18 protein-coding genes and 3 pseudogenes are annotated in these 19,547 nt (G+C 58.0%); 10 read left to right on the plus strand and 11 right to left on the minus strand.

All coding sequences use genetic code 11. The features are described 5' to 3' along the window. Window positions 1-189 precede the first annotated feature (189 nt). Window positions 190-612 carry a Fur family transcriptional regulator gene (locus QZS21_RS00465; protein WP_295578909.1) on the plus strand — a complete coding sequence of 141 codons (423 nt, stop codon included), beginning with the start codon at window positions 190-192 and terminating at the stop codon, window positions 610-612. Window positions 613-651: 39 nt separating this feature from the next. Next, window positions 652-1,215 carry a 6-carboxytetrahydropterin synthase gene (locus QZS21_RS00470; protein ID WP_295578911.1) on the plus strand — a complete coding sequence of 188 codons (564 nt, stop codon included), beginning with the start codon at window positions 652-654 and terminating at the stop codon, window positions 1,213-1,215. Between the two features lie 93 nt (window positions 1,216-1,308). Here QZS21_RS00470 and QZS21_RS00475 read toward each other — a convergent pair whose 3' ends face one another. Next, entirely contained in the window at window positions 1,309-1,812 is a 504-nt protein-coding gene (locus QZS21_RS00475; protein WP_295578914.1) for a methylated-DNA--[protein]-cysteine S-methyltransferase, read from the minus strand. A 119-nt stretch (window positions 1,813-1,931) separates the two neighbouring features. Between QZS21_RS00475 and QZS21_RS00480 the strand changes: the two genes are divergently transcribed. Then, window positions 1,932-2,702, plus strand: a complete 771-nt coding sequence (locus QZS21_RS00480; RefSeq protein WP_295578917.1) for a type III pantothenate kinase — start codon at window positions 1,932-1,934, stop codon at window positions 2,700-2,702. A 99-nt stretch (window positions 2,703-2,801) separates the two neighbouring features. Here QZS21_RS00480 and QZS21_RS00485 read toward each other — a convergent pair whose 3' ends face one another. Then, window positions 2,802-4,040, minus strand: coding sequence for a 6-phosphofructokinase (locus tag QZS21_RS00485; protein ID WP_295578919.1), 1,239 nt, complete (start codon window positions 4,038-4,040; stop codon window positions 2,802-2,804). Window positions 4,041-4,263: 223 nt separating this feature from the next. Here QZS21_RS00485 and fba point away from each other — a divergent pair, with 223 nt between their 5' ends. From fba to QZS21_RS00500, 3 genes are all read left to right on the plus strand, one after another. Further along, on the plus strand, window positions 4,264-5,205 hold the full coding sequence (gene fba / locus QZS21_RS00490; RefSeq protein ID WP_295578921.1) for a class II fructose-1,6-bisphosphate aldolase: 942 nt from the start codon (window positions 4,264-4,266) through the stop codon (window positions 5,203-5,205). Window positions 5,206-5,303: 98 nt separating this feature from the next. Next, window positions 5,304-5,807, plus strand: a complete 504-nt coding sequence (locus tag QZS21_RS00495) for an amidase domain-containing protein (RefSeq protein WP_295578923.1) — start codon at window positions 5,304-5,306, stop codon at window positions 5,805-5,807. A 79-nt stretch (window positions 5,808-5,886) separates the two neighbouring features. Further along, window positions 5,887-7,539, plus strand: coding sequence for an S-layer homology domain-containing protein (locus QZS21_RS00500; protein ID WP_295578927.1), 1,653 nt, complete (start codon window positions 5,887-5,889; stop codon window positions 7,537-7,539). Window positions 7,540-7,597: 58 nt separating this feature from the next. On the opposite strand, the gene QZS21_RS00505 is transcribed toward QZS21_RS00500, so the two are convergent. The 3 genes from QZS21_RS00505 to QZS21_RS00515 form a co-directional block, all read right to left on the minus strand. Next, window positions 7,598-8,605 carry a tyrosine recombinase XerC gene (locus tag QZS21_RS00505; protein WP_295578929.1) on the minus strand — a complete coding sequence of 336 codons (1,008 nt, stop codon included), beginning with the start codon at window positions 8,603-8,605 and terminating at the stop codon, window positions 7,598-7,600. 350 nt (window positions 8,606-8,955) lie between these two features. After that, window positions 8,956-10,329, minus strand: a complete 1,374-nt coding sequence (gene radA / locus QZS21_RS00510; protein ID WP_295578931.1) for a DNA repair protein RadA — start codon at window positions 10,327-10,329, stop codon at window positions 8,956-8,958. Beyond that, window positions 10,326-11,057, minus strand: coding sequence for an N-acetylmuramoyl-L-alanine amidase (locus QZS21_RS00515; protein WP_295578934.1), 732 nt, complete (start codon window positions 11,055-11,057; stop codon window positions 10,326-10,328). The genes radA and QZS21_RS00515 overlap by 4 nt, the downstream gene beginning before the upstream one ends. Before the next feature lie 171 nt (window positions 11,058-11,228). Here QZS21_RS00515 and QZS21_RS00520 point away from each other — a divergent pair, with 171 nt between their 5' ends. Further along, window positions 11,229-11,684 (plus strand): spore coat protein CotJB, encoded by a 456-nt coding sequence (locus QZS21_RS00520; protein WP_295579056.1) that lies wholly within the window; start codon window positions 11,229-11,231, stop codon window positions 11,682-11,684. Beyond that, window positions 11,684-11,884 (plus strand): annotated as a pseudogene (locus QZS21_RS00525) (manganese catalase family protein); the annotation flags it as partial. The gene QZS21_RS00520 and the pseudogene QZS21_RS00525, both read left to right, overlap by 1 nt. Here QZS21_RS00525 and QZS21_RS00530 read toward each other — a convergent pair. Next, the gene (locus tag QZS21_RS00530) at window positions 11,833-13,473 is read right to left on the minus strand and encodes a recombinase family protein (RefSeq protein WP_295578937.1); all 1,641 of its coding nucleotides are present in this window, start codon (window positions 13,471-13,473) and stop codon (window positions 11,833-11,835) included. The pseudogene QZS21_RS00525 and the gene QZS21_RS00530 overlap by 52 nt on opposite strands. Window positions 13,474-13,516: 43 nt before the next feature. Continuing rightward, window positions 13,517-13,735 carry a hypothetical protein gene (locus tag QZS21_RS00535; RefSeq protein ID WP_295578940.1) on the minus strand — a complete coding sequence of 73 codons (219 nt, stop codon included), beginning with the start codon at window positions 13,733-13,735 and terminating at the stop codon, window positions 13,517-13,519. Window positions 13,736-14,094: 359 nt separating this feature from the next. On the opposite strand from QZS21_RS00535, the gene QZS21_RS00540 reads away from it, so the two are divergent. Both QZS21_RS00540 and QZS21_RS00545 read left to right on the plus strand, forming a co-directional pair. Beyond that, window positions 14,095-14,994: a DUF6076 domain-containing protein gene (locus QZS21_RS00540; RefSeq protein WP_295578942.1), complete on the plus strand. Its 900-nt coding sequence runs from the start codon at window positions 14,095-14,097 to the stop codon at window positions 14,992-14,994. A gap of 283 nt (window positions 14,995-15,277) precedes the next feature. After that, window positions 15,278-15,710 (plus strand): annotated as a pseudogene (locus tag QZS21_RS00545) (transposase); the annotation flags it as partial. Between the two features lie 194 nt (window positions 15,711-15,904). On the opposite strand, the pseudogene tnpA reads toward QZS21_RS00545, so the two are convergent. The 4 genes and pseudogenes from tnpA to QZS21_RS00565 all read right to left on the minus strand — a co-directional run. Beyond that, window positions 15,905-16,292: pseudogene (gene tnpA / locus QZS21_RS00550) on the minus strand (IS200/IS605 family transposase); the annotation flags it as partial. Window positions 16,293-16,465: 173 nt separating this feature from the next. Continuing rightward, entirely contained in the window at window positions 16,466-17,257 is a 792-nt protein-coding gene (locus QZS21_RS00555; protein ID WP_295578944.1) for an ABC transporter ATP-binding protein, read from the minus strand. An 8-nt stretch (window positions 17,258-17,265) separates the two neighbouring features. After that, window positions 17,266-18,033, minus strand: a complete 768-nt coding sequence (locus QZS21_RS00560) for an ABC transporter permease (protein WP_295578946.1) — start codon at window positions 18,031-18,033, stop codon at window positions 17,266-17,268. A gap of 6 nt (window positions 18,034-18,039) precedes the next feature. Next, the gene (locus QZS21_RS00565) at window positions 18,040-19,539 is read right to left on the minus strand and encodes a methyltransferase domain-containing protein (RefSeq protein ID WP_295578948.1); all 1,500 of its coding nucleotides are present in this window, start codon (window positions 19,537-19,539) and stop codon (window positions 18,040-18,042) included. Window positions 19,540-19,547: the final 8 nt, after the last annotated feature.

Consider the following 19,547-nt stretch of genomic DNA (forward strand, 5'->3'; position numbering starts at 1 on the left):
GCCTCCGCTCTGTGCCGTCTTGCGAAAACCCGCCATCTTGCCGGGAGGGCACGGTCCAAGGGCCGCGCCCTCCCGGCTTTTCTGCGGCGCTGCAAGAAAGTCCAGTAAACTTGCGTGGGTTTGCTTGACAAGCGGAGCGTCCCGTGGTAAACTCCTAATTAAGATTAAATCCTATTAAGGAATGATTTCATGATACAGAGAAACACCATCCAGTGCTCCCTGGTGTACGACGCGGTGAACCGGCTGCAATGCCATGCGACCGCGGACGAGGTGTACAGGGAGGTGGCTGCCGGGCATCCCCATATCAGCCGGGGCACCGTGTACCGGAACCTGAACCGGCTGGCCCAGCTGGGGCAAATCCGCAAAATTGAAATCCCGGGCGGCCCCGACCGGTTCGACCACCGGTGTGACGACCACCACCATATCCGGTGCGAGGCCTGCGGCCGCGTGTTCGATGTGGACATGCCGTACCTGGGGGCGCTGGAACAGGGGGTGCGGAATCCCCAGGGCTTCCGCTTTACCGGCTATGAGCTGCTGTTCCGGGGCATCTGCCCCTCCTGCGGGGATGCCCCCGGAAAATCCCTATCAGAGACGCGCACGGGAGGAACGTAATCTCCCGTCCACGATATAGAAAGAAAGAGGAGTGTTATTATGAGAAGCATCACCAAATTGGACCTGCAGTACGCGCACCGGTTTTATGGATTCAAGGGCGAGGCCCAGTATCTCCATGGCCATACGGGCATTTTGACCATTGAAGTCGAGGACTCGGTGGAGCCCGGCGTGAACATGGTGTTCCCCTGCAACGAGATCCAGAAGACCGCCTGGAACGTTCTGAAAAACTTTGACCACGCCCTGATCCTCCGGGAGGACGACCCGCTGCTGCCCGCCATCCTCGGCGTCTACGAGGCCCAGGGTATCCGAAACGGCGCGCCCAACAACCAGATGAAGGGCCCCGCCTTCGAGACGGCCCTGGCAAAGGCGTACCCGGAGTGCCGCCTGGTGGTTACGAAGGAGACCATGACCGTGGAGGGCATGATCAAGATCGTGTACGATCTGCTGAAGGACAAGCTGAACATTGCGAAGATCACCTTCAGCAGCGGCGTCAACGCCGCCTCCGAGACCTACACGCCGGAAAAGACGGTGGACCGCTGCCCGCTGTGCGGCATCGCGCTGAACGAGAACGGCGTCTGCCCCAAGTGCGGCTACAAGAAGTAAGCAGCCTTTCCGGCCCCGAAAAGCAATAGAGAGCGCGCAGGCAGCCTCCGCTGCCTGCGCGCTCTGTTCCTGTCCGGTGCCCCGGGCGGCGGGTCAATCCCCCAGCCGCACCCCCTCCAGCTCCAGCAAAAATCGCTTGTTCTCCACACCGCCGGCGTAGCCCGTCAGCCCGCCGTCCCCCCCCAGCACCCGGTGGCAGGGGATCAGGATGGAGATGGGATTGTGCCCCACGGCGCCGCCCACCGCCTGGGCCGCGGCAGAGAGGCCCTGGGCCCGCAGCCGCTGGGCCAGGGCGCCGTAGGTGGTGGTCTGCCCGCAGGGAATTTCCAGCAGCAGCTTCCACACCGCCTGGCGGAAGGGGCTGCCCTTGGGCGCCAGGGACGGCGGGGCGGGGAGGGCCTCCTTGGCGAAATAGGCCGCCAGCCAGGCCTCCGTCTGGCGGAATACCGGGACATCCGGCTGCGTCAGCCGGGGTTCGCCCTCCAGGGTGGCGGCAAAGTACTTCTGGCCCTCTATCCAAAGGCCGGTGAGGGAATGGCCGTCGGAGGCCAGATACAGCGGACCCAGGGGGGAGGGAAGGGGGGTGCAGTACGTCATAAGAACCGGCTCCTTTTCCATGTTGTGTGGTCGCTTTCATTATACACAAACAGATGTACGATTGCAAGCGGGCGGAAGTCGTGATACCATAGGAGAAAACAAGGAAAGGGGAGACCCCCATGCTGCTGGCCATCGACGTTGGCAACTCCAATACCTCCGTGGGGCTGTTCGACAGGGAGAAGAAGCTCCGGTTTCTGGCGTCCCTGGACACGGACAGCCGCAAGACGGCGGACCAGATCAGCATTGATCTGCTGAATCTGTTCACCCTGTATCACTACCGCCACACGGACGTCACCGGCGCCATTTTGTGCAGCGTGGTGCCGCCGCTGAACTTCATGATGGAAAAGGCCCTGACCCGTCTGCTGGGCAAGCCCCCCATGGTGGTGGGCCCGGGGGTGAAGACGGGGCTGAATATCCGCCTGGCGGTGCAGACCCAGGTAGGGGCCGACATCGTGGCGGACGCGGTGTCCGCCCTGGAGCGGTTTCAGCCCCCCATCATCACCATCGACATGGGCACCGCCACCACCGTGGGCGTGATCGACCAGGGGCGCAGCTACGAGGGGGGCATGCTGCTGCCGGGGGTGAACGTGTCCCTGGAGGCGCTGAGCCGCCGGGCGGCCCAGCTTCCGGACATCTCCTTACAGCACCCCAAGACCCTCATCGGCAAGACCACGGAGGACTGCATGCGCTCCGGCATCGTCTACGGCACCGCCGGGATGCTGGACGGCATCATCGACCGCATCCGGGAGCTGTACGCCGGGAAGACGGTCAGCGTGGTGGCCACCGGCGGCAACGCCCCGGTGATCGTGAAATACTGCCGCAACCCCATCGTCTACGACAAATACCTGCTGATGAACGGCCTCTGGGCCATCTATCAGAAGAATATCTGAGTGCAGACGCCGCTTTGCAGGAACTGACAAGCCATTTCACCTTACAGAAAAAAGGCCGCCGAAAGGCGGCCTTTTTGATGAAATCCGATGCAGGGGACGTCACTTCGCCAAAACCTTCTTCAACTTGGCAAAGCGGGGCAGGGAGTCCTCCTTGGGCAGGTCCGGCTCCCCCTGGATCAGGGGCAGGGCGTAGTCGATGAAGGCCTTCTCCACGCCGTCGTGGGTGGCGTTGATCCACTCCAGGGGCACCTTCTTCTCCGTGTTGGCCACATCCGTCAGGCTCAGCAGCTTGGTGCGGCAGACGTACTTTCCGTCCTCGTAGCTGCGCTCGAAGCCCACCATCTTGTCCGTGATGCCGTTCACCGCATTCTCTACGGCGGCCTTGCCCGCCATGTAGCTCTCCTCGATGTCGGTCTCAGAGGCCAGGTGGGCGCCGCAGCGCTGGAGCAGGCTCAGCTCGATGCCCCGGACCTTGGCGCCGGTCTTCTGCTTGGCCGCCTCGGCCAGAATGGCGGCCAGGCCGCCCAGCTGGGCGTGGCCGAAGCCGTCGGTTGCGGAGGCCTTGGCCTCGGAGACAAAGGAGCCGTCGGCGTAGTGGATGCCCTCGCTGACCGCTACCATGCAATTGCCCTTCTCCTTGTAGATGCGGTCCACATCGGCGAGGAACTTGTCCATGTCAAAGTCCACCTCCGGCAGATACACCAGGTCCGGGCCCGCGCCGTGGGCGGTGGCCAGGGCGGCGGCGGCGGCCAGCCAGCCGGCGTGGCGCCCCATGATCTCCACCACGCAGACCATGCCGGTGTCGTACACCCGGGCGTCCTGGTAGACCTCCATGCAGGAGGTGGCGATGTACTTGGCGGCGGAGGCGTAGCCGGGGCAGTGATCCGTGCCGAAGAGGTCGTTGTCGATGGTCTTGGGTACGCCCATCACCCGGCACTCGTAGCCCACCTTCTGCATGTACTTGGAGATTTTGTTGCAGGTGTCCATAGAGTCGTTGCCGCCGTTGTAAAAGAAATAGCGGACGTCATATTTCTTGAAGATTTCCAGAATGCGCTTGTAGTTCGTGTCGTCCACGTCCGGGTCCTTCATCTTGTAGCGGCAGGAGCCCAGGGCGGAGGAGGGGGTGTATTTCAAAAGCGCCAGCTCGGCGGGGTCCTCCTGGCCCATATCGAACAAGCGGTCGTTCAAAACGCCCTTAATGCCGTGCTCCGCACCCAGAACGCGGGTGATGCCGGTGCTTTTCAACGCGGTGTCGATCACGCCGTACGCGCTGGCGTTGATGACGGAGGTGGGGCCGCCGGACTGGCCGATGATGCATGCGCCTTTTAACTCACTCATGGGAAATCCTCCTCAAGAATTTTCTTCCTCTCGCAGGCGGCGGAGGGCCCGCTGCCCACTGCTTTTATCATAGCATTGAAAAAATGAATTGTAAATACTTGCAATTTAATTTCATTGTGATATTATCATAGAAGGAAATCGTTTTCGCCTCCGTGAATCGTGAAATTCTGACAAAGCGGTGCGCGCCGGGGCGGGACGGTAAAAATTTCGGGAGATGATGAATATGCCACTGGTTACCACAACTGAAATGTTCAAGAAGGCCTATGACGGCGGCTACGCCATCGGCGCCTTCAACGTCAACAACATGGAGATCGTCCAGGGAATCACCGAGGCCGCCAAAGAGGTCAGCGCCCCGCTGATCCTCCAGGTGTCCAAGGGCGCCCGCGCCTACGCCAACCATACCTACCTCATCAAGCTGGTGGAGGCCGCCGAGATCGAGACCGGCCTTCCCATCTGCCTGCACCTGGACCACGGCGACAGCTTTGAAACCTGCAAGAGCTGCATCGACGGCGGATTCACCTCCGTCATGATCGACGCCTCCTCCAAGCCCTTTGCAGAGAACATCGAGATCACCAAGCAGGTGGTGGCGTACGCCCACGACCGCGGCGTGGTGGTGGAGGCCGAGCTGGGCGCCCTGGCCGGCATTGAGGACGAGGTGAAGGTCTCTGCCGAGGACTCCTCCTACACCCGTCCCGAGGAGGTGGAGGAGTTCGTCACCAAGACCGGCTGCGACTCCCTGGCCATCGCCATCGGCACCAGCCACGGCGCCTTCAAGTTCAAGCCCGGCACCAAGCCCCAGCTGCGCTTCGACATTCTGGAGGACGTGTCCCGCCGCCTGCCCGGCTTCCCCATCGTGCTCCACGGCTCCTCCTCCGTGCCCCAGGAGTATGTGAAAATGATCAACGAGAACGGCGGCAACATGCCCGGCGCCATCGGCGTACCGGAGGATCAGCTCCGGAAGGCCGCCTCCATGTCCGTGTGCAAGATCAACATCGACTCCGACCTGCGCCTGGCCATGACCGGCACCATCCGCCAGTTCTTCAACCAGCACCCCGAGAAGTTTGACCCCCGGGAGTACCTGAAGCCCGCCCGGACCAACATCAAGGAGTTGGTCAAGCACAAGCTCATCGACGTGCTGGGCTGCGACGGCAAGGCCTTCCTCTGAGTTTCCGACCTCCAAACGGACCCGCCTTTCCGGCGGGTCCGTTTTTTGTATCCTTCCGCCCCGACGCGCATAGGATACAAAAAAGGGGAGGGGAGACCATGCGCTTTGTACAGGATTACGACCGGACCGCCGCCGTGCTGTACGCCCATGAGTGGGCCTACGGCCGGAATCCCAAATTCTACGACTATGAGCACCTGGGGGGTGACTGCACCAATTTCGCGTCCCAGTGCATCTTCGCCGGCTGCGGCGTCATGAATTTCACGCCCACCTTCGGCTGGTACTACATCGACGCCGACCAGAAGGCCCCCGCCTGGACGGGAGTGCCCTACCTGTGGAACTTTCTCACCCGGAAGGGGCCCTCCATCGGCCCCGTGGGGGAGCCCTGCGGCCTGGAGGACCTGCGGCCCGGGGATTTGATCCAACTGAGCTTCAAGGGGGAGGAATTTCAGCACTCGCCGGTGGTGGTGTCCGTGGGCTGGCCCATCACGCCGGAAAACGTGCTGATCGCCGCCCACAGCTATGACGCGGACAACCGGCCGCTGTCCACCTACGAGTACCGGAAGAGCCGCTTCCTCCACATTACCGGCACCATGCGGCCCTGAAAAATTTAACCGACTGTTCACAATTCCGGCGGCACAAATCGCTATCATGGGGATATCTAGAGAAAAGGGGGAGATTCCCATGAAAAAACTCCTGTCCTGTCTGACGGCGCTGGCTTTGACGGCGGTCCTGGCGGTCCCCATGGCCGGGGCGTACAGCGACATCCCCGCCGGAGGCGCCTTGTCGGAGGAGGTCTGGAAGGCCGTGGACTACGGCTTGATGAACGGCTACGCCCCCAACACCTTCGGCTATACGGACTCCATGACCCGGGCCCAGTTCGTCACGGTGGTGGGACGGATGCTGGGGTGGTTTGAGGGGGCCCAGACGGCGGAGGCCCACATCACCTCCGCCATGCAGGTGCCCCAGGATATCTCCGTCACCTACTGGAACGCCATCAGCGCCGCCGCCAAATACGACGTGGTGGACACCGACCGGGCCTTCCGCCCCGGCGAGGCCGTCACCCGGGGGGAGATGGCGGAGATTCTGGTGCGGGCCCTGGGACTGAAGCCCGCCGCGGCCATTGCGGAAAAGGAGTCCGATCTGCCGTTTTCCGACGTGGCCCAGAGAAAGGGGTACATCGCCGTGGCCTATGCGGTGGGCATGACCAAAGGCACCTCCGCCACCACCTACGCCCCCGACGCCACCGCCACCCGGGCCCAGGCGGCGGCCATGCTGGTGCGCATCTATGAGAAGATCCACCAGGCGGCGGGCTTCGTCCATGGGTTCTACGCCCTGTCCTCGTACAGCCAATTGGACCTCGCCGGGCAGATGGACGCCGTCAGCGCCGGGTGGAGCCGGATGACCTGGGACGGGACCACGGCCCTGCTGTCCACCACCGGCGCCAACAGCAACGAGTACTATGTCCCCACGGGATACCAGGAGGTAACCGATTACATGTCGGACCACCAGGTGGACTTCCACCTGAGCGTCTTTATGGAGGCGGGGGGCGGCCTGCGGGAGCTGCTGGCCTCCGCCGACGGCCGAAGCCAGGCGGTGGAACAGATTGTAAACGAGCTGACAGTGACCTACCAGGGCATCGGTCAAAACCCCTACAGCGGCGTCACCATCGACTTTGAGGGCCTGCGCAGCGCCCAGCGGGCGGATTTCACCGCCTTCCTCACGGAGCTCTCGGCGGCGGTGGACAAGTTGGACAAGTCTCTCTACGTCTGCGTGTCGCCGGCGCTCACCGGCGGGGCCTACTACGACGGCTACGACTACCGGGCCATCGGGGACCTGGCGGATAAGGTGATTCTCATGGCCTACGACTACGAGGCCCGGGACGCGGCTATCTATCTGGGCACCGCCGTGGCTTCCAGCCAGGGCTTTGCGGAGGCCACGAAAAATGCCCCTGCCGGGCAGGTGTTCTGGTCCCTTCTGGCCATCACCGACAGCCGCACCGGCGTCCGGGACCCGGAGAAGGTGCTGCTGGGGGTCAGCAGCAAAAATGTGGCCTGGGAGGTGGACGGGGAGGGCCGCCTGGTCTCCGCAAAGCCGGTGTACCTGGCCAATGACGCCGCCTACCAGTACATCCAGCAGGGTACCGCCGGCAGAAACGGCGCCTACGCCGTCTTCACCGCCGGGGACGGAAAGCGGTACTTCCTGTGGCTGGAGGACCCCCTGGTGAACCTGCGGTCCGCCAAGCTGCTGGGCGTCACCGGCGTCTCTCTCTGGCGATTGGGGACGCTGCCCATGTACGACGGCTGGAGCTGGCAGAGCCTGCTCCGCACCGCCTGAGGGCGCCCCGAAGTACCCACAGAAAACGAAACAGGAGCCGCCCGGGTGGGCGGCTCCTTTAGTCTTTCTTCGGTTTCTTCACATGTGACAAGGGGTTTGCCTTTGCAGCCACTCGAAGGGATTCGTTGTCGATATGGGTGTAGATCTCCGTGGTGTTCAGGTGGTCGTGGCCCAGCACCTCCTGAACCGCCCGGACGTCCACGCCGTTTTGCAGCATCAGTGTGGCGGCGGTGTGGCGCAGCTTGTGGGAGGAGTACTGGCTGCTGTCCAGCCCGGCGGCGCCCAGCCGCTTTTTCACCATGGCGTGGACCGTGGAACGGCTGATCCGCTCGTTCTGTGCGGAGAGGAACAGGGCGTCCTGGTCCCGGCCTGTGATGGGCCGCCGCACCGCCAGATACCGCTGGAGGGCGTCCTGGCAGGCGTCGTTGAGGTAGATGATGCGGACCTTGTTGCCCTTGCCCAAAACCCGCAGGGCGTCGTCCTGAATGTCCCGGAGGTTCAAGCCCACCAGCTCGCTGATCCGCAGCCCGCAGTTGAGGAACAGCGTCAAGATGCAGTAGTCCCGCTCCTGGTTTTTCCCATCCACTGACCCCAGCAGCTGGAGGCTCTCATCCAGGGTCAGATATTTGGGCAGGGTTTTGCGGAGCTTGGGCGAGTCGATATCTTTGACAGGATTTTCACGAAGTAGGTGCATCTTGTTGGTGAGGTAGTTGTAAAAGGACCGGATGGTGGCGATTTTCCGGGCCCGAGAGGCGGCGTTCAGGCCGTAGTCCGAACGGGGGCTGTTCAGGTTGCGGACCCGGTCCCGGCTGAGATAGGTCATGTAGCCGTAGATGTCCGTCAGCGTGACGGAGGCCACGAATTCCAGATCCACGTCCAGAATGTCGATCTCGTCCAGAGCTTTGCCCGCCAGCGCCGGGTCCCGGAGCTGCTTGAGATAGCGGAAGAAATTCCGCAGGTCCAGGAAGTATTCGTCCACGGTGCGCCTGGAATGGGCCTTGATGGTCTCATGGTAGGATAGAAAGTCCCGCAGAATCTGCGGCGCCTCGGTGCGGTAATCTGCCATAGTACAATTGGAAGTATTGTCCCGGCGGCGAACCGGAAAAGTGCAGCCCCGCGGCCGCGGCGCTCCGGCGCCGGGTCTTTGCGGAGAAGCCCGGTTTGCCCTCCCCTAGATTGAACAAAATTTTTATTTTGTTCAATCGCTACAATCCTCCCTTTGCCTCCTTCCCGTCAAGTCTCATTCATAAAACGGCCCGGTTCGGGCCAAGCTAGTCCCATCAAAAAGGAACGGATGATGGTTCATGAGTCTGATCCCCTGTACCAGCGCGTGTATCTACCAGGCCGACGGCGTGTGCACCCTGGACAGCGCGGCCGCCGCCGGCGTGCCGTCCCTGGGCGGCGCCTGCGTCCATTTTATTCCGTCGGACGCAGCGCGGCTCGGATTGCCTCACCGATATTGCGCACCGGAAGCAGCTGCAATCCGGGAAACGCCTCCACCGCCCGGTGAGACGGAATGACGCACTTCCGGAACCCCAGCCGCTGGACCTCCGAAATCCGCTGGGCCAGCTGGCTGACGGTCCGCAGCTCCCCAGTCAGCCCCACCTCCCCGATGGCCACCAGGTCGCTGGGCACCGGCCGGTCCAGATAGCTGGAGGCCAGGGCGATCACCGCCGCCAGGTCTGCGGCGGGCTCGTCCAAGGAGAGGCCGCCGATGATGTTCAGATAGGCGTCGCAGGCGGACACCTTTAGTCCGCCCCGCTTTTCCAGCACCGCCAGCAGCATGGCGGCCCGGTTGTAGTCAAAGCCGTTGCTGGTGCGGCGGGGATTGCCGCCGGCAGAGCCTACCACCAGGGCCTGAATCTCCGCCAGCACTGGCCGCACCCCCTCCATCACGCAGGTGACGCAGGTGCCCGGAGCGTCCTCCGGACGGCCGGAGAGCAGCATTTCCGAGGGGTTCTCCACCTCCGTCAGCCCCGCGTCCCGCATCTCAAAGACGCCGATCTCGTTGGTGGCGCCGAAGCGGTTTTTCGCCGCCCGGAGAATGCGGTAGGAGGTGTGCTGGTCCCCCTCGAAGTACAGCACGCAGTCCACCATGTGCTCCAGCACCTTGGGCCCCGCGATAGAGCCCTCCTTATTCACGTGGCCGATGACGAACACCGTCACCTCCTGGCCCTTGGCCAGCTGCATCAGGGCCATGGTGCAGTCCTTCACCTGGCTGACACTGCCCGCCGGGGACTCCAGCGCGGCGTTGTACAGCGTCTGGATGGAGTCCACGATCAAAACGTCCGGCTTCTCCGCCGCCACGGATTCCAGCAGGTCCCCCAGGCTGGTCTCGGAGATGACGAACAGACTGGGGCTGTCCACCCGCAGCCGCTTGGCCCGCAGCTTCAGCTGGTGCTCGGACTCCTCTCCAGATACATACAGGACCTTGGAAAACTCGCACAGCTTGCTGCAAATCTGCAGCATCAGCGTGGACTTCCCGATGCCGGGGGCGCCACCCACCAGCACCAGGGAGCCCTTCACCGCGCCGCCGCCCAGCACCCGGTCCAGCTCCCCCATGCCGGTGGGAAAGCGGATCTCCTCGTCCGCCTGGAGGTCCGTCACCGGGCAGGCCCGGCGGACGGACTGGGCGGCCCGGACGGTCCGGCTGCCGCTCTTGGCCAGGGCCTTGGGGGCCTCCGGCTGCTCCACGATGGTATTCCAGGCGCCGCAGGCGGGGCACTTCCCCGCCCACTTCGGCGTCTCGTTGCCGCACTCCGTACAGTAAAACATGGTTTTTGCCTTCATGACTCTCCCTCTCCGGCCATGCCTCGCAGGAATCCTGCGGTGATGGCGGCGGCCAGCTTTCGTTGATGGTCTGCCTGCTGGAGCAGCTCGGTCTCCCCAGGGTTGGAGAGGAATCCGCACTCCACCAGAATGCCCGGGACCAGCGCGTTCTTCATCAGATAGATGCTGGGGCCGATGGGCTTGGCGGCCTTGGCCCGCTCCGTGTTGATGGCCTCGTTCAGCGCCTCCTGCACCGCTTCGGCCAGATCATCCGCCCCCGGCTGGCCGTTCCAGAAGACCTGGGCGCCGTGGGTGACGGTGGAGGACGGCAGGCTGTTCTGGTGGACGCTGAGCAAAACGGCGTTCTCCGTGCCGTTGACCAGGTTTACCCGGTTTTTCAGGTCCGAGACCTTCTTCTCCCGGGCGGAATCGGCGCCCTCGCTGTGGATGGACACGTCCTCCTGCCGGGTCATGCGGGTCTGCCAGCCGGAAAACCGCAGCAGGTCGTTCACCCGCAGGGCCACCTCCAGGTTGAGCCGGCTCTCCTCCACCCCACCGGAGGAGACGGCACCGCCGTCCTCCCCGCCGTGGCCCGGGTCCACCACCACGGTGATGGGCACCCCCTCCCGGACGGCGAACACTGGCGCCGCGGGCGCGTGGCCATACCACAGCACGGCCCCCAGCCCCACGAATACCGCCAGCAGCAGCGCCGCCAGGCGCAGATGAATCCTTCGAATACAGACGATCACAGGCAACACCCCCTTGGGAGGGTATGTGCCCCAGCGGTTCCATATGCCAGATTATAGCGCCTCCGGCGCCGGAAATCAAGGGCAGGCTCCTCCCGTCCCCTGGGCGCATATAGTGGATTGAGCGCATGGCATTCCGTGCGCCACCTTTTCAAAAGGAGGAATCCATTGAGAATGGAGAACCAGAATCCATCCGCCACGTCCTGCGGCTCCGACAAGGGCTCCCTGCCCGGCTGCTGCGCTTCGCTGGCGTTTCCGTTTGTTCCCATGCAGGAGCCCAACCCCGTCCGGTACAGCCGGATGGAGGCCCTGCAGACCGGCACCCTCTTCCCCGGACTGGACCTGCCCTTCAAGGCCGCCATTCAGCAAAAGACCAAGATGGCCAACACCGCCCTGGTGGAGCTGATGGCCCTGGACTTTGCCATTGACGAGCTGGGACTGTACCTGGTGACCCACGCCCAGGACCAGGAGGTGCTCCAGCTGTATTGGTCCTATATCAAGCTGGCCCGGGAGGGCCGGGAGAAATATCAGAAGATGTACGGCCCCCTCATGCAGACGGACCTGACCCCCGAAGACGGCTACGCCTGGCTGAAGGACCCCTGGCCCTGGGATGAAGGAGGGAACGACTGATGTTTGTATATGAGAAAAAGCTCCAGTACCCAGTGAAGATCAAGAACACCAACCCCAAGCTGGCGTCGGTCATCATCTCCCAGTACGGCGGCCCCGACGGAGAGCTGGGTGCCTCCCTGCGGTATCTGAGCCAGCGCTATACCATGCCCTACCCGGAGCTGAAGGCCTTGCTGACGGATATCGGTGCATCGGAGGTTTCCTGCACCCCCTTCTGGGCGCGGGATTCCACAGAGCCGTCCAGCAGGAAATACCACCGGGCGGGCAAGTTTTTCAGAGCGACCTCCACCCTGCCGTCGGCGTAAACCGTCATGCGCTCCAAGAGCTGTCCGCAGAAATCGTCCGGCTTTTCTTCGGTGACAATCTTGCGGATGGCTGATTTTATGTCCTGGCAGGCATCCTTGGCGCTGGCATCCAGCTTCCGACGCAGCTCGATGGCCTCCAGATTCTCCGTTAACGCTGCGATTGTAACGTCATAGCGCTGGTTCATAAATTGATAGTCTTCCCTGGAGATGAATTGGTTCAAAAATCCCTCCAGGGTCTTTTGCTTTTTCTGACGCGTTTCCTCTAGCTCCCGCTCCATGCGCCGGATCTCGGCGTTGTCATCCTCCTGCGTGTCTTTCAGCACCGTTTCCACGGTGCGGGTGAGGTTCTCTATGACGGCCTCTTTGTCCATTGGAACCGATTCAATGGCGCGGCGTACGATGTCCAGGGCCACCTCCTCCCGAATCTGCCGCCCAATCTCACAGCCCATCGGGTTGCCTTGGGCATCGGTGTGGAGCTTGCCCTCGATGGTGGCCTTGCCGCAGCGCCAGACCTTCTTGGTTTTTCCGGAGCCGGTCTTCTTTTTTCGGGACAAGAAGCTGCTGCCGCAACTTCCGCACTTGATTTTGCCGGAGAGCGGATAGCGATTGCCATGCCCATTGTCGGTGGCCGTATTGTGGCGGCTGCGGCGTGCCAGCTCCCGCTGTACCGCGTCCCAAGTCTCCCGGTCGATGATCGCCTCATGGTGGTCCCGGAGAACAACAAGTGCCTCCTGTCCCCTGTTGTACTTTTTTTGATGGCTGAGGAAATCTGGCGTGTAGGTCTTTTTCTGAATCAGGTCACCGCAGTATTTCTCATTTTTCAGAATCTTATGCACCGTTGCGCTGGACCACTTCAGATTGCCCCGGCTGGACAAAATGCCTTCCTCCCGCAGCTCCTTGGCAATGGTGGGACAGCCTTTGTGCTCTACCAGGTATTTGTGAAAAATATAGCGCACAACGGCGGCCCCCTCGGGATTCACCGTCATGCAGCCATCTTTCACGTCATAGCCCAGCAGCTCCCGCCCAAAGACAACCCCCTGCTCCATCCGCTGTGTCTGCCCCCACTTGACCCGCTCCGAGGTCTTGCGGCTCTCGTCCTGGGCCATGGAGGACATGATGGTGAGCCGCAGCTCGCCGTCCGTGTCCAGGGTGTTGATGTTGTCCAGCAGGAAGAAGATCCCCACCCCGCGTTTTCGCAGCTCCCGGGTGTATTCCAGCGTGTCCACGGTGTTACGGGCAAACCGGCTGACTTCCTTTGTGATAATGAGGTCGATTTTCCCCTCCCGCGCCGCTGCAATCATCTGGTTAAACCGCTTGCGCTTTTTGGTGCTGGTTCCGGACAGGCCTTCGTCTGCGTAAATCTCCTGCAGCTCCCAGTCCGGGTTTCGTTCGATGCAGGAGCGGAAATAGCTCTGCTGGCTCTCAAAGGAATTTGCCTGGTCGTCCTTGTCGGTAGACACACGGCAGTAAGCCGCCACTCGAATCATAATATCGCCTCCTTTCTGCAAATCATACGATAAAACCAAGCGGTTAACTAATGTGCCAGCTCAAAATAGATGTAATGTAAACTTGCTTTAATGCTGCTGTTTTTCCAATTGTAATATGCAATCTTCCATTTGTTGACTGGTCAGGATCTCTCTTTTTTGGAGGGCGCACAGAATGGCCCTCTGATACTTCAGTAGATATTCCGAATTTGCTAATGCGTCTCCTTGGCACTCCAAATACTTCGCTTTTTTGATCATTCTGCATATCCCCCTCCTCCCAGCTTTATGCGAAACAACAGCTGAACTTGCCATGAAAGTTGCCGTTCCTCTCGGACACGGTTTCCAACCCCTTCTGCTAAGACGCCGTGTGCAGCCCCTTGGCGCGCTACCGCTATGGCATGCGCAGCGGGTCTCGGCGTACTTCCCCGGAGTAGTATTCTGCCCGAACGGTCATTAAGTTGTGCCAAATGAATCAACAATAGATTCATTCGGCACAATGAGCATAGCAAACGTTTGATATACCACATCTGTTGAGACTGACTTTACCACGGAGGAAATGCAATAAAAGCCTTGTTTTGCATGAGTTTTAACGGAAAAAAATGAATTGACGATGGACAGCGGCTTGTGGAGGATCAATTTGGCACTGCGCTGCTGACCTTTCTTTCCACAGATTGTGACGCTTTTTTCGCTGAATTGGCCCTGCATCCCGATGATTTAAACCAACCGGTAAATCGGGAAAAACTGGCAGAGGCCGTCGCTGCCAAGATTCGCCCCTTGCATCCTTTTTTAGAGAGCAATTTGCGTCCTATGTTTTTTGAGGAGAAAAAGATGCTTGGACTGCGATACCATGTTCTGGAGATGCAAAAACTTCACTCGGACTTGAGCACGTTAGTAGATGATGTTTTTCTGATGGATGAGCGCAAGGAAAGTCCTTTGCAGCGGCTTTGTATGCACCAGAGTCGGGATAAATCGCTTGCTGCCAAGCTGGCGGGGCTCAGTAAGTTCATGTGCGTGGAGCGGCGCACCTACATTGATGGGCATCTGTTTGAGCCAATCCTCTCCCCTGCTAAGGAAATCGAGCCGCCGGAGAACATCACCAGCCGCCTATTTGTCGGCTCCGATGATTTACAGGCAGTGTTGCTGACAGAGTTGGAGGAAATAGCACAGCAAAACGTTCGGCTTAAAAAGTGTGCCTACTGTGGCCGCTATTTTCATCCGTTTTCAAGTCGGACAGTCTACTGCGACCGGCTGGTGGGCGAAACCGAAAAATCCTGTAAGGAGCTGGCGGCCAAGGAAAAATACGAAAGAAAATCGCCGCCGATGAGAGCCTGTCCCTCTATCAGCGGCGAAATAAAGCCTATGCCATGCGCATCAGCCGCGCACTGGGGGTTTATAAGGATCGGAGTATTAAGCGTGGAAGCAAGCCGCCGAGTCGGCTGTCAGGCGGTATATGGACGAGGAGCTTTCTTTGAAAGGACTGACGCAGATTTTGGAAATACCAATTGTAAAGACCGGGCGGACTGAGGCAAGTCATCTGCCTTTAAAATTGACTTATGACTCCTAAACAATTTTTCTATCTTCTACTGTCATGGTCTGCATGGCGTTACTTATCACTGATGGACATATCTGTTTCGATTCCCACGAGAATGCGGATGGCGGTAAAGGCATCATGAATATCAGGACCGTCAACAGAAGTTCAATTTGGAAAGGTGCTTCTGCGCAATTTCGAGAAAAATGGATTCCCATTTGCAACATTTTGGGATGCCCATGCCTGGCGTACTGCAAGAAGCCTTTACTTATCTTATGATACCGCAATGTGTTTTCCGTCATGTCGAAGTCCAAGGTGAAACTTGGTATTCAAGATGCTCAAGGCGATCCACGCTCGGGAGAGCAAGAAAACGGCTCATGAGAAGGCCAGGACGGTCGTAGAGGAGCTGCAATCCATGAAGCTGAAGGAGGCCGCCCAAAAAATTGAGGCTGGAGTGGAAGAGACGCTGACTTACGCAGATTTTCCATCGGAGCATTGGACACGCATCCGCACAAATAACGTCATTGAGCGGCTCAGCCGGGAAATTCGTCGCCGCACCCGCGTGGTGGGCTGCTTCCCTGAAGGGAACTCAGCGCTTATGCTAGTCTGCGCACGGCTGCGGCATGTGGCCGGCACCCAGTGGGGCAACAAGAAATACATGAATATGAAGCATCTGGAGGCCGTCTGTGAGGACTCCTCCGCTGCCGGTTAACTTCACTCGCTCAGAGACTGCAAACCAATTTGCGCATAAATCTTGACACTGCCTACCTTCCGGGAAGGACTGATTGCTGCCGCCGAGGAACAAAAGATCTGGCGCAACTCCAACCAACGTTAATAAGCCCCCCCCCGGCTAAGCCGGAGGGGGGGCTTATGTGGGCGTAGCCTCTCTATGTTACTAGCCACGCCTCATGCGGCTTTGGTACGGTCTGACATTTGCATGGAGTCTGTTACTGGCAGCCCGCGAGCGGGTTCAGTATTTTCCCATCGTCAGTTGTTCTCCCATCTTATCTTCTTGGAGCTGATTCTTAATGTACTCCTCTATCTTTTTGGCGTTCTTTCCCACGGTATCTACATAGTATCCTCAACACCAAAATTCACGGTTTCTATACTTGAACTTTAGATTTGGATACTGTTCATAAATCATCAGCGAACTTTTTCCCTTTGAGTACCCCACAAAGCTCGAAACCGCAATTTGGGGTGGTATTTCCATGAGCATATGGATATGATCATGGCATACTTCCGCTTCTACAATTTTTACCTGTTTTTATTCACATAGGCGCATCTGGGACAGGATACATATCCAGTTCAGCGCAGAATAGTTTTGCATATTGTGCCTTTCTCATTTCGGCAGCGCTTTGCGCATTTAATGGCGTGGGAGTGGGGACCTTCAGCTGCGTATCCGCCCAAGCTCAGGCAATGAAGACAAATGAGAATAATAACATATACGCTTCTTCTCCTGTTTTTTTATCATAATTGCCCGTCTTTCCTCCTTTCTTCTCTCTCAGCTATTTGCGTGGTTTTGCCATTCAAAAAATCTTGATATTCATCGCAAATCTCCTCCACATTGGTACCGCAGGCGACCTGCTTTCCCTTGTGGAGCCATAAAATCTTATTGCTCAGGGCACGCACCTGAGGCAACGAGTGGGAAACCAAAATCGTGGCAGCGCCGCCATGGATGATTTCCTTCATTTTTTCTGCACTTTTTTCCTGAAACGCACCGTCTCCCACGGACAGCACTTCATCCAAAATCAGGATCTCCGGCTGCACCATGGACGCAATGGAAAATGCGAGCCGGGACTGCATTCCGCTGGAGAGCTGCTTGAAGGGACGAAATTCAAATTCCTGCAGCTCGGAAAACTCCAAAATCTGAGGATAAATTTCATCCATAAATGCTCTGGTATACCCCAGCATAGCCCCTCTTAAATAAGCGTTTTCCTTAATCGTCAGGTCGCCGTCAAAGCCGGATGCCAATTCCAGTAAGGCGGAAATCTGTCCGTTTCGCTGGATGTAGCCGCTGCGGGGCTCCATGACGCCGGTTACCGCTTTCAGCAACGTGGATTTTCCGGCGCCGTTAGCGCCGATAATCCCGAGCATATCCCCCTTATTTAAATCGAAACTGACATCCTCCACTGCCATAAATGTCTCCACATGATATTCATGCTTCAAGTGACGCACAGTCCATTCCTTCAGGCCGATATCCTTAAAATCGCCCAGCTTATAGCTGATGCTTACATTATTTACGGTTAGCACTGTTTTCATGGGACACCTCAAACATAATACAGAAATTCGTGGTTGTATTTTTTATACATATAGGAGCCCAATCCAAAAGCAATCAATGCATAAGCCAACGCCAAAAGATGAAATTGCGGGGTGGGAATAACCCCGTCAATCACAATTTTCCGAAAATAGCGAATGTATAAATAGATCGGGTTGAGAAGAAACATGCACTGGGCGGTATAGCTGAAGCTATCGATCGTATAGAAAATTGCAGACATCCACATGATCAGCTGTGTTAGAATTCCCCACAAATACTGCATATCCCGGAAGAAAATAAACAGTGCTGATAAGATAAGCCCCAGTCCCAAATTGAACAGCGTCATGCATGCAATTGGAAACAGCAACAGAAGGAAATCCCATGAAAAGGGAATGCCATCTATAGCAACAAAGGCGAAGAAAATAATCAGCGTCAGCCCGAAGTTAATTAGGGATGACACGCTTTGCGAGAAGAGAAATAAATACTTTGGAATGTTGATTTTGGAGAAAATCGCGGAGTTATTCACCAAAGCACCCATACTCAGGTTTGTGGAGTCTGTAAAATACGCAAAAACCAGCTGGCCGGCAAACAGGTAAACCACATAGTGATCCACATTGTTTCCAAACATCTTACTAAACACCAGCCACATGATAAGAAGGTTCATCAGCGGTGACAGAATGCTCCATGCCATACCCAAAATGGTTCGTTTATATTTCTTTGTGAAATCACGTTTGACCAGTTCTGAAAATAGAAATTGATTTTGTTTTAGCTTTTGCAACATAGTGCCTTATTCTCCATCCTCTTTAGCCGGATTTTCTCCTATTTTGCGAGCCACCAGATAGAAATCCTCCTCGAAATTCGCTTTGCTTACGTCATAAGGCTGTTCATAGCAATGAGGTGGATTATACACGCCTCGAGCCAAGTCATAAATCGTAAACTGTTCGTTTTCCAGCGTAAAGCCGTTGGCTTCAAAGAGGTCTTTCCACCAGACAAACGGTTTAATCGTTTGGTGCCAGTCTCGCCCGGTGACAGGGTCGATGTCTGTTTTGGCTGCTACGGTTGCCACAAAGATACCACCCATTTCCATGGCATGATAGATGTTCTTAATCAATTGCGGCAAGTCTGTTTCCGCAATATGTTCCAAAACCTCCCATGCGGTGACCACATCAAAGAGCACCGGTGTGTTGGTATTCTTCTCCTTCACGAAAAACGGCTTTGAGATATCACAGGTCTTTAGGTGCTCCGGAATAAGACGCCATTCCGCTCTTTGTTGACGCAAGGATTCGTCACAGCCCTCAAGTCCCAGTGCGTAGTGCCCTCGCAGCAATGCCTCCAGCACCATGCCGCCACCGGAACAGCCTAAATCCAAGAAATTCAGGTGCTCCTTTTGGGCAAATATCTGCTCACAGCGGAACACAAAGCGGGGATAGCGCGTATTATCCCGAATGGTCCCATGAGGACTGATGGTATCGTTGCTCTCATAGGCAATGGGATAGTCTGTTTCCAAAGAAACCTCCTTGGACCAGACCCCGTCTTTTCCCCGCAAGAGCGTCATCAGATCTCGGTAAGTAAAATCGATGTGGCGGTGGATTTCATTGCGATAACCTTCATTGAGCGCAATATCCTGCTCTTGCTGTTTTTGCAAGGTAGTTGCGTGAATTCGGTTTTCATCCCGCACTTCGTAAACCGCATCCCGATTCCAGCCGACTTCCTTGAGAATCTGGCCCTGCACTGTGGAGAGCGTATTTTGCAGCTGCGACAGGCTCTCCGTCAGTTCCTGCCTGCTCTGACTTCGCATTGCCGAAAGAGCTGACTGCAGCTGCGACAGGACCTCCGTCATTTCCTGATGTTCCTGCCCGCTCTGACTTCGCATTGCCGAAAGGGCTGACTGCAGCTGCGACAGGCTCTCCGTCAGTTCCTGCTGTTCCTGCCCGCTCTGGCTTCGCATTGCCGAAAGAGCTGACTGCAGCTGCGACAGGACCTCCGTCATTTCCTGATGTTCCTGCCCGCTCTGACTTCGCATTGCCGAAAGGGCTGACTGCAGCTGCGACAGACTCTCCCCCAGTTCCTGCTGCTCCATTTGGAAAGCAGTGCTCATTTCTGAAAAGCTTGCCTGCCAAAACGTCTGAAACCGCTCTCTTTCCACAACAGCCTTTTCAAGCAGTTTCTCGTTTTCCTTGACCAATGGCCGAAAGAGGGCAAGAAGAATTGATCGATAGACCTGATAAGGATAGTGCAGAATCCTTCTGGCAATTGATGTTGACTTTTGGTTTTCGTTGTCCTGCATAAGCGTGT

Source organism: uncultured Oscillibacter sp., from assembly GCF_900544955.1.
Classification (GTDB): domain Bacteria; phylum Bacillota; class Clostridia; order Oscillospirales; family Oscillospiraceae; genus Oscillibacter.

Coding starts and splice junctions, on each gene's coding strand:
- QZS21_RS00465 (WP_295578909.1), top strand. CDS start 190: ATGATACAGAGAAACACCATCCAGTGCTCCCTGGTGTACGACGCGGTG.
- QZS21_RS00470 (WP_295578911.1), top strand. CDS start 652: ATGAGAAGCATCACCAAATTGGACCTGCAGTACGCGCACCGGTTTTAT.
- QZS21_RS00475 (WP_295578914.1), bottom strand. CDS start 1,812: ATGACGTACTGCACCCCCCTTCCCTCCCCCCTGGGTCCGCTGTATCTG.
- QZS21_RS00480 (WP_295578917.1), top strand. CDS start 1,932: ATGCTGCTGGCCATCGACGTTGGCAACTCCAATACCTCCGTGGGGCTG.
- QZS21_RS00485 (WP_295578919.1), bottom strand. CDS start 4,040: ATGAGTGAGTTAAAAGGCGCATGCATCATCGGCCAGTCCGGCGGCCCC.
- fba (WP_295578921.1), top strand. CDS start 4,264: ATGCCACTGGTTACCACAACTGAAATGTTCAAGAAGGCCTATGACGGC.
- QZS21_RS00495 (WP_295578923.1), top strand. CDS start 5,304: ATGCGCTTTGTACAGGATTACGACCGGACCGCCGCCGTGCTGTACGCC.
- QZS21_RS00500 (WP_295578927.1), top strand. CDS start 5,887: ATGAAAAAACTCCTGTCCTGTCTGACGGCGCTGGCTTTGACGGCGGTC.
- QZS21_RS00505 (WP_295578929.1), bottom strand. CDS start 8,605: ATGGCAGATTACCGCACCGAGGCGCCGCAGATTCTGCGGGACTTTCTA.
- radA (WP_295578931.1), bottom strand. CDS start 10,329: ATGAAGGCAAAAACCATGTTTTACTGTACGGAGTGCGGCAACGAGACG.
- QZS21_RS00520 (WP_295579056.1), top strand. CDS start 11,229: ATGGAGAACCAGAATCCATCCGCCACGTCCTGCGGCTCCGACAAGGGC.
- QZS21_RS00530 (WP_295578937.1), bottom strand. CDS start 13,473: ATGATTCGAGTGGCGGCTTACTGCCGTGTGTCTACCGACAAGGACGAC.
- QZS21_RS00535 (WP_295578940.1), bottom strand. CDS start 13,735: ATGCAGAATGATCAAAAAAGCGAAGTATTTGGAGTGCCAAGGAGACGC.
- QZS21_RS00555 (WP_295578944.1), bottom strand. CDS start 17,257: ATGAAAACAGTGCTAACCGTAAATAATGTAAGCATCAGCTATAAGCTG.
- QZS21_RS00560 (WP_295578946.1), bottom strand. CDS start 18,033: ATGTTGCAAAAGCTAAAACAAAATCAATTTCTATTTTCAGAACTGGTC.
- QZS21_RS00565 (WP_295578948.1), bottom strand. CDS start 19,539: ATGCAGGACAACGAAAACCAAAAGTCAACATCAATTGCCAGAAGGATT.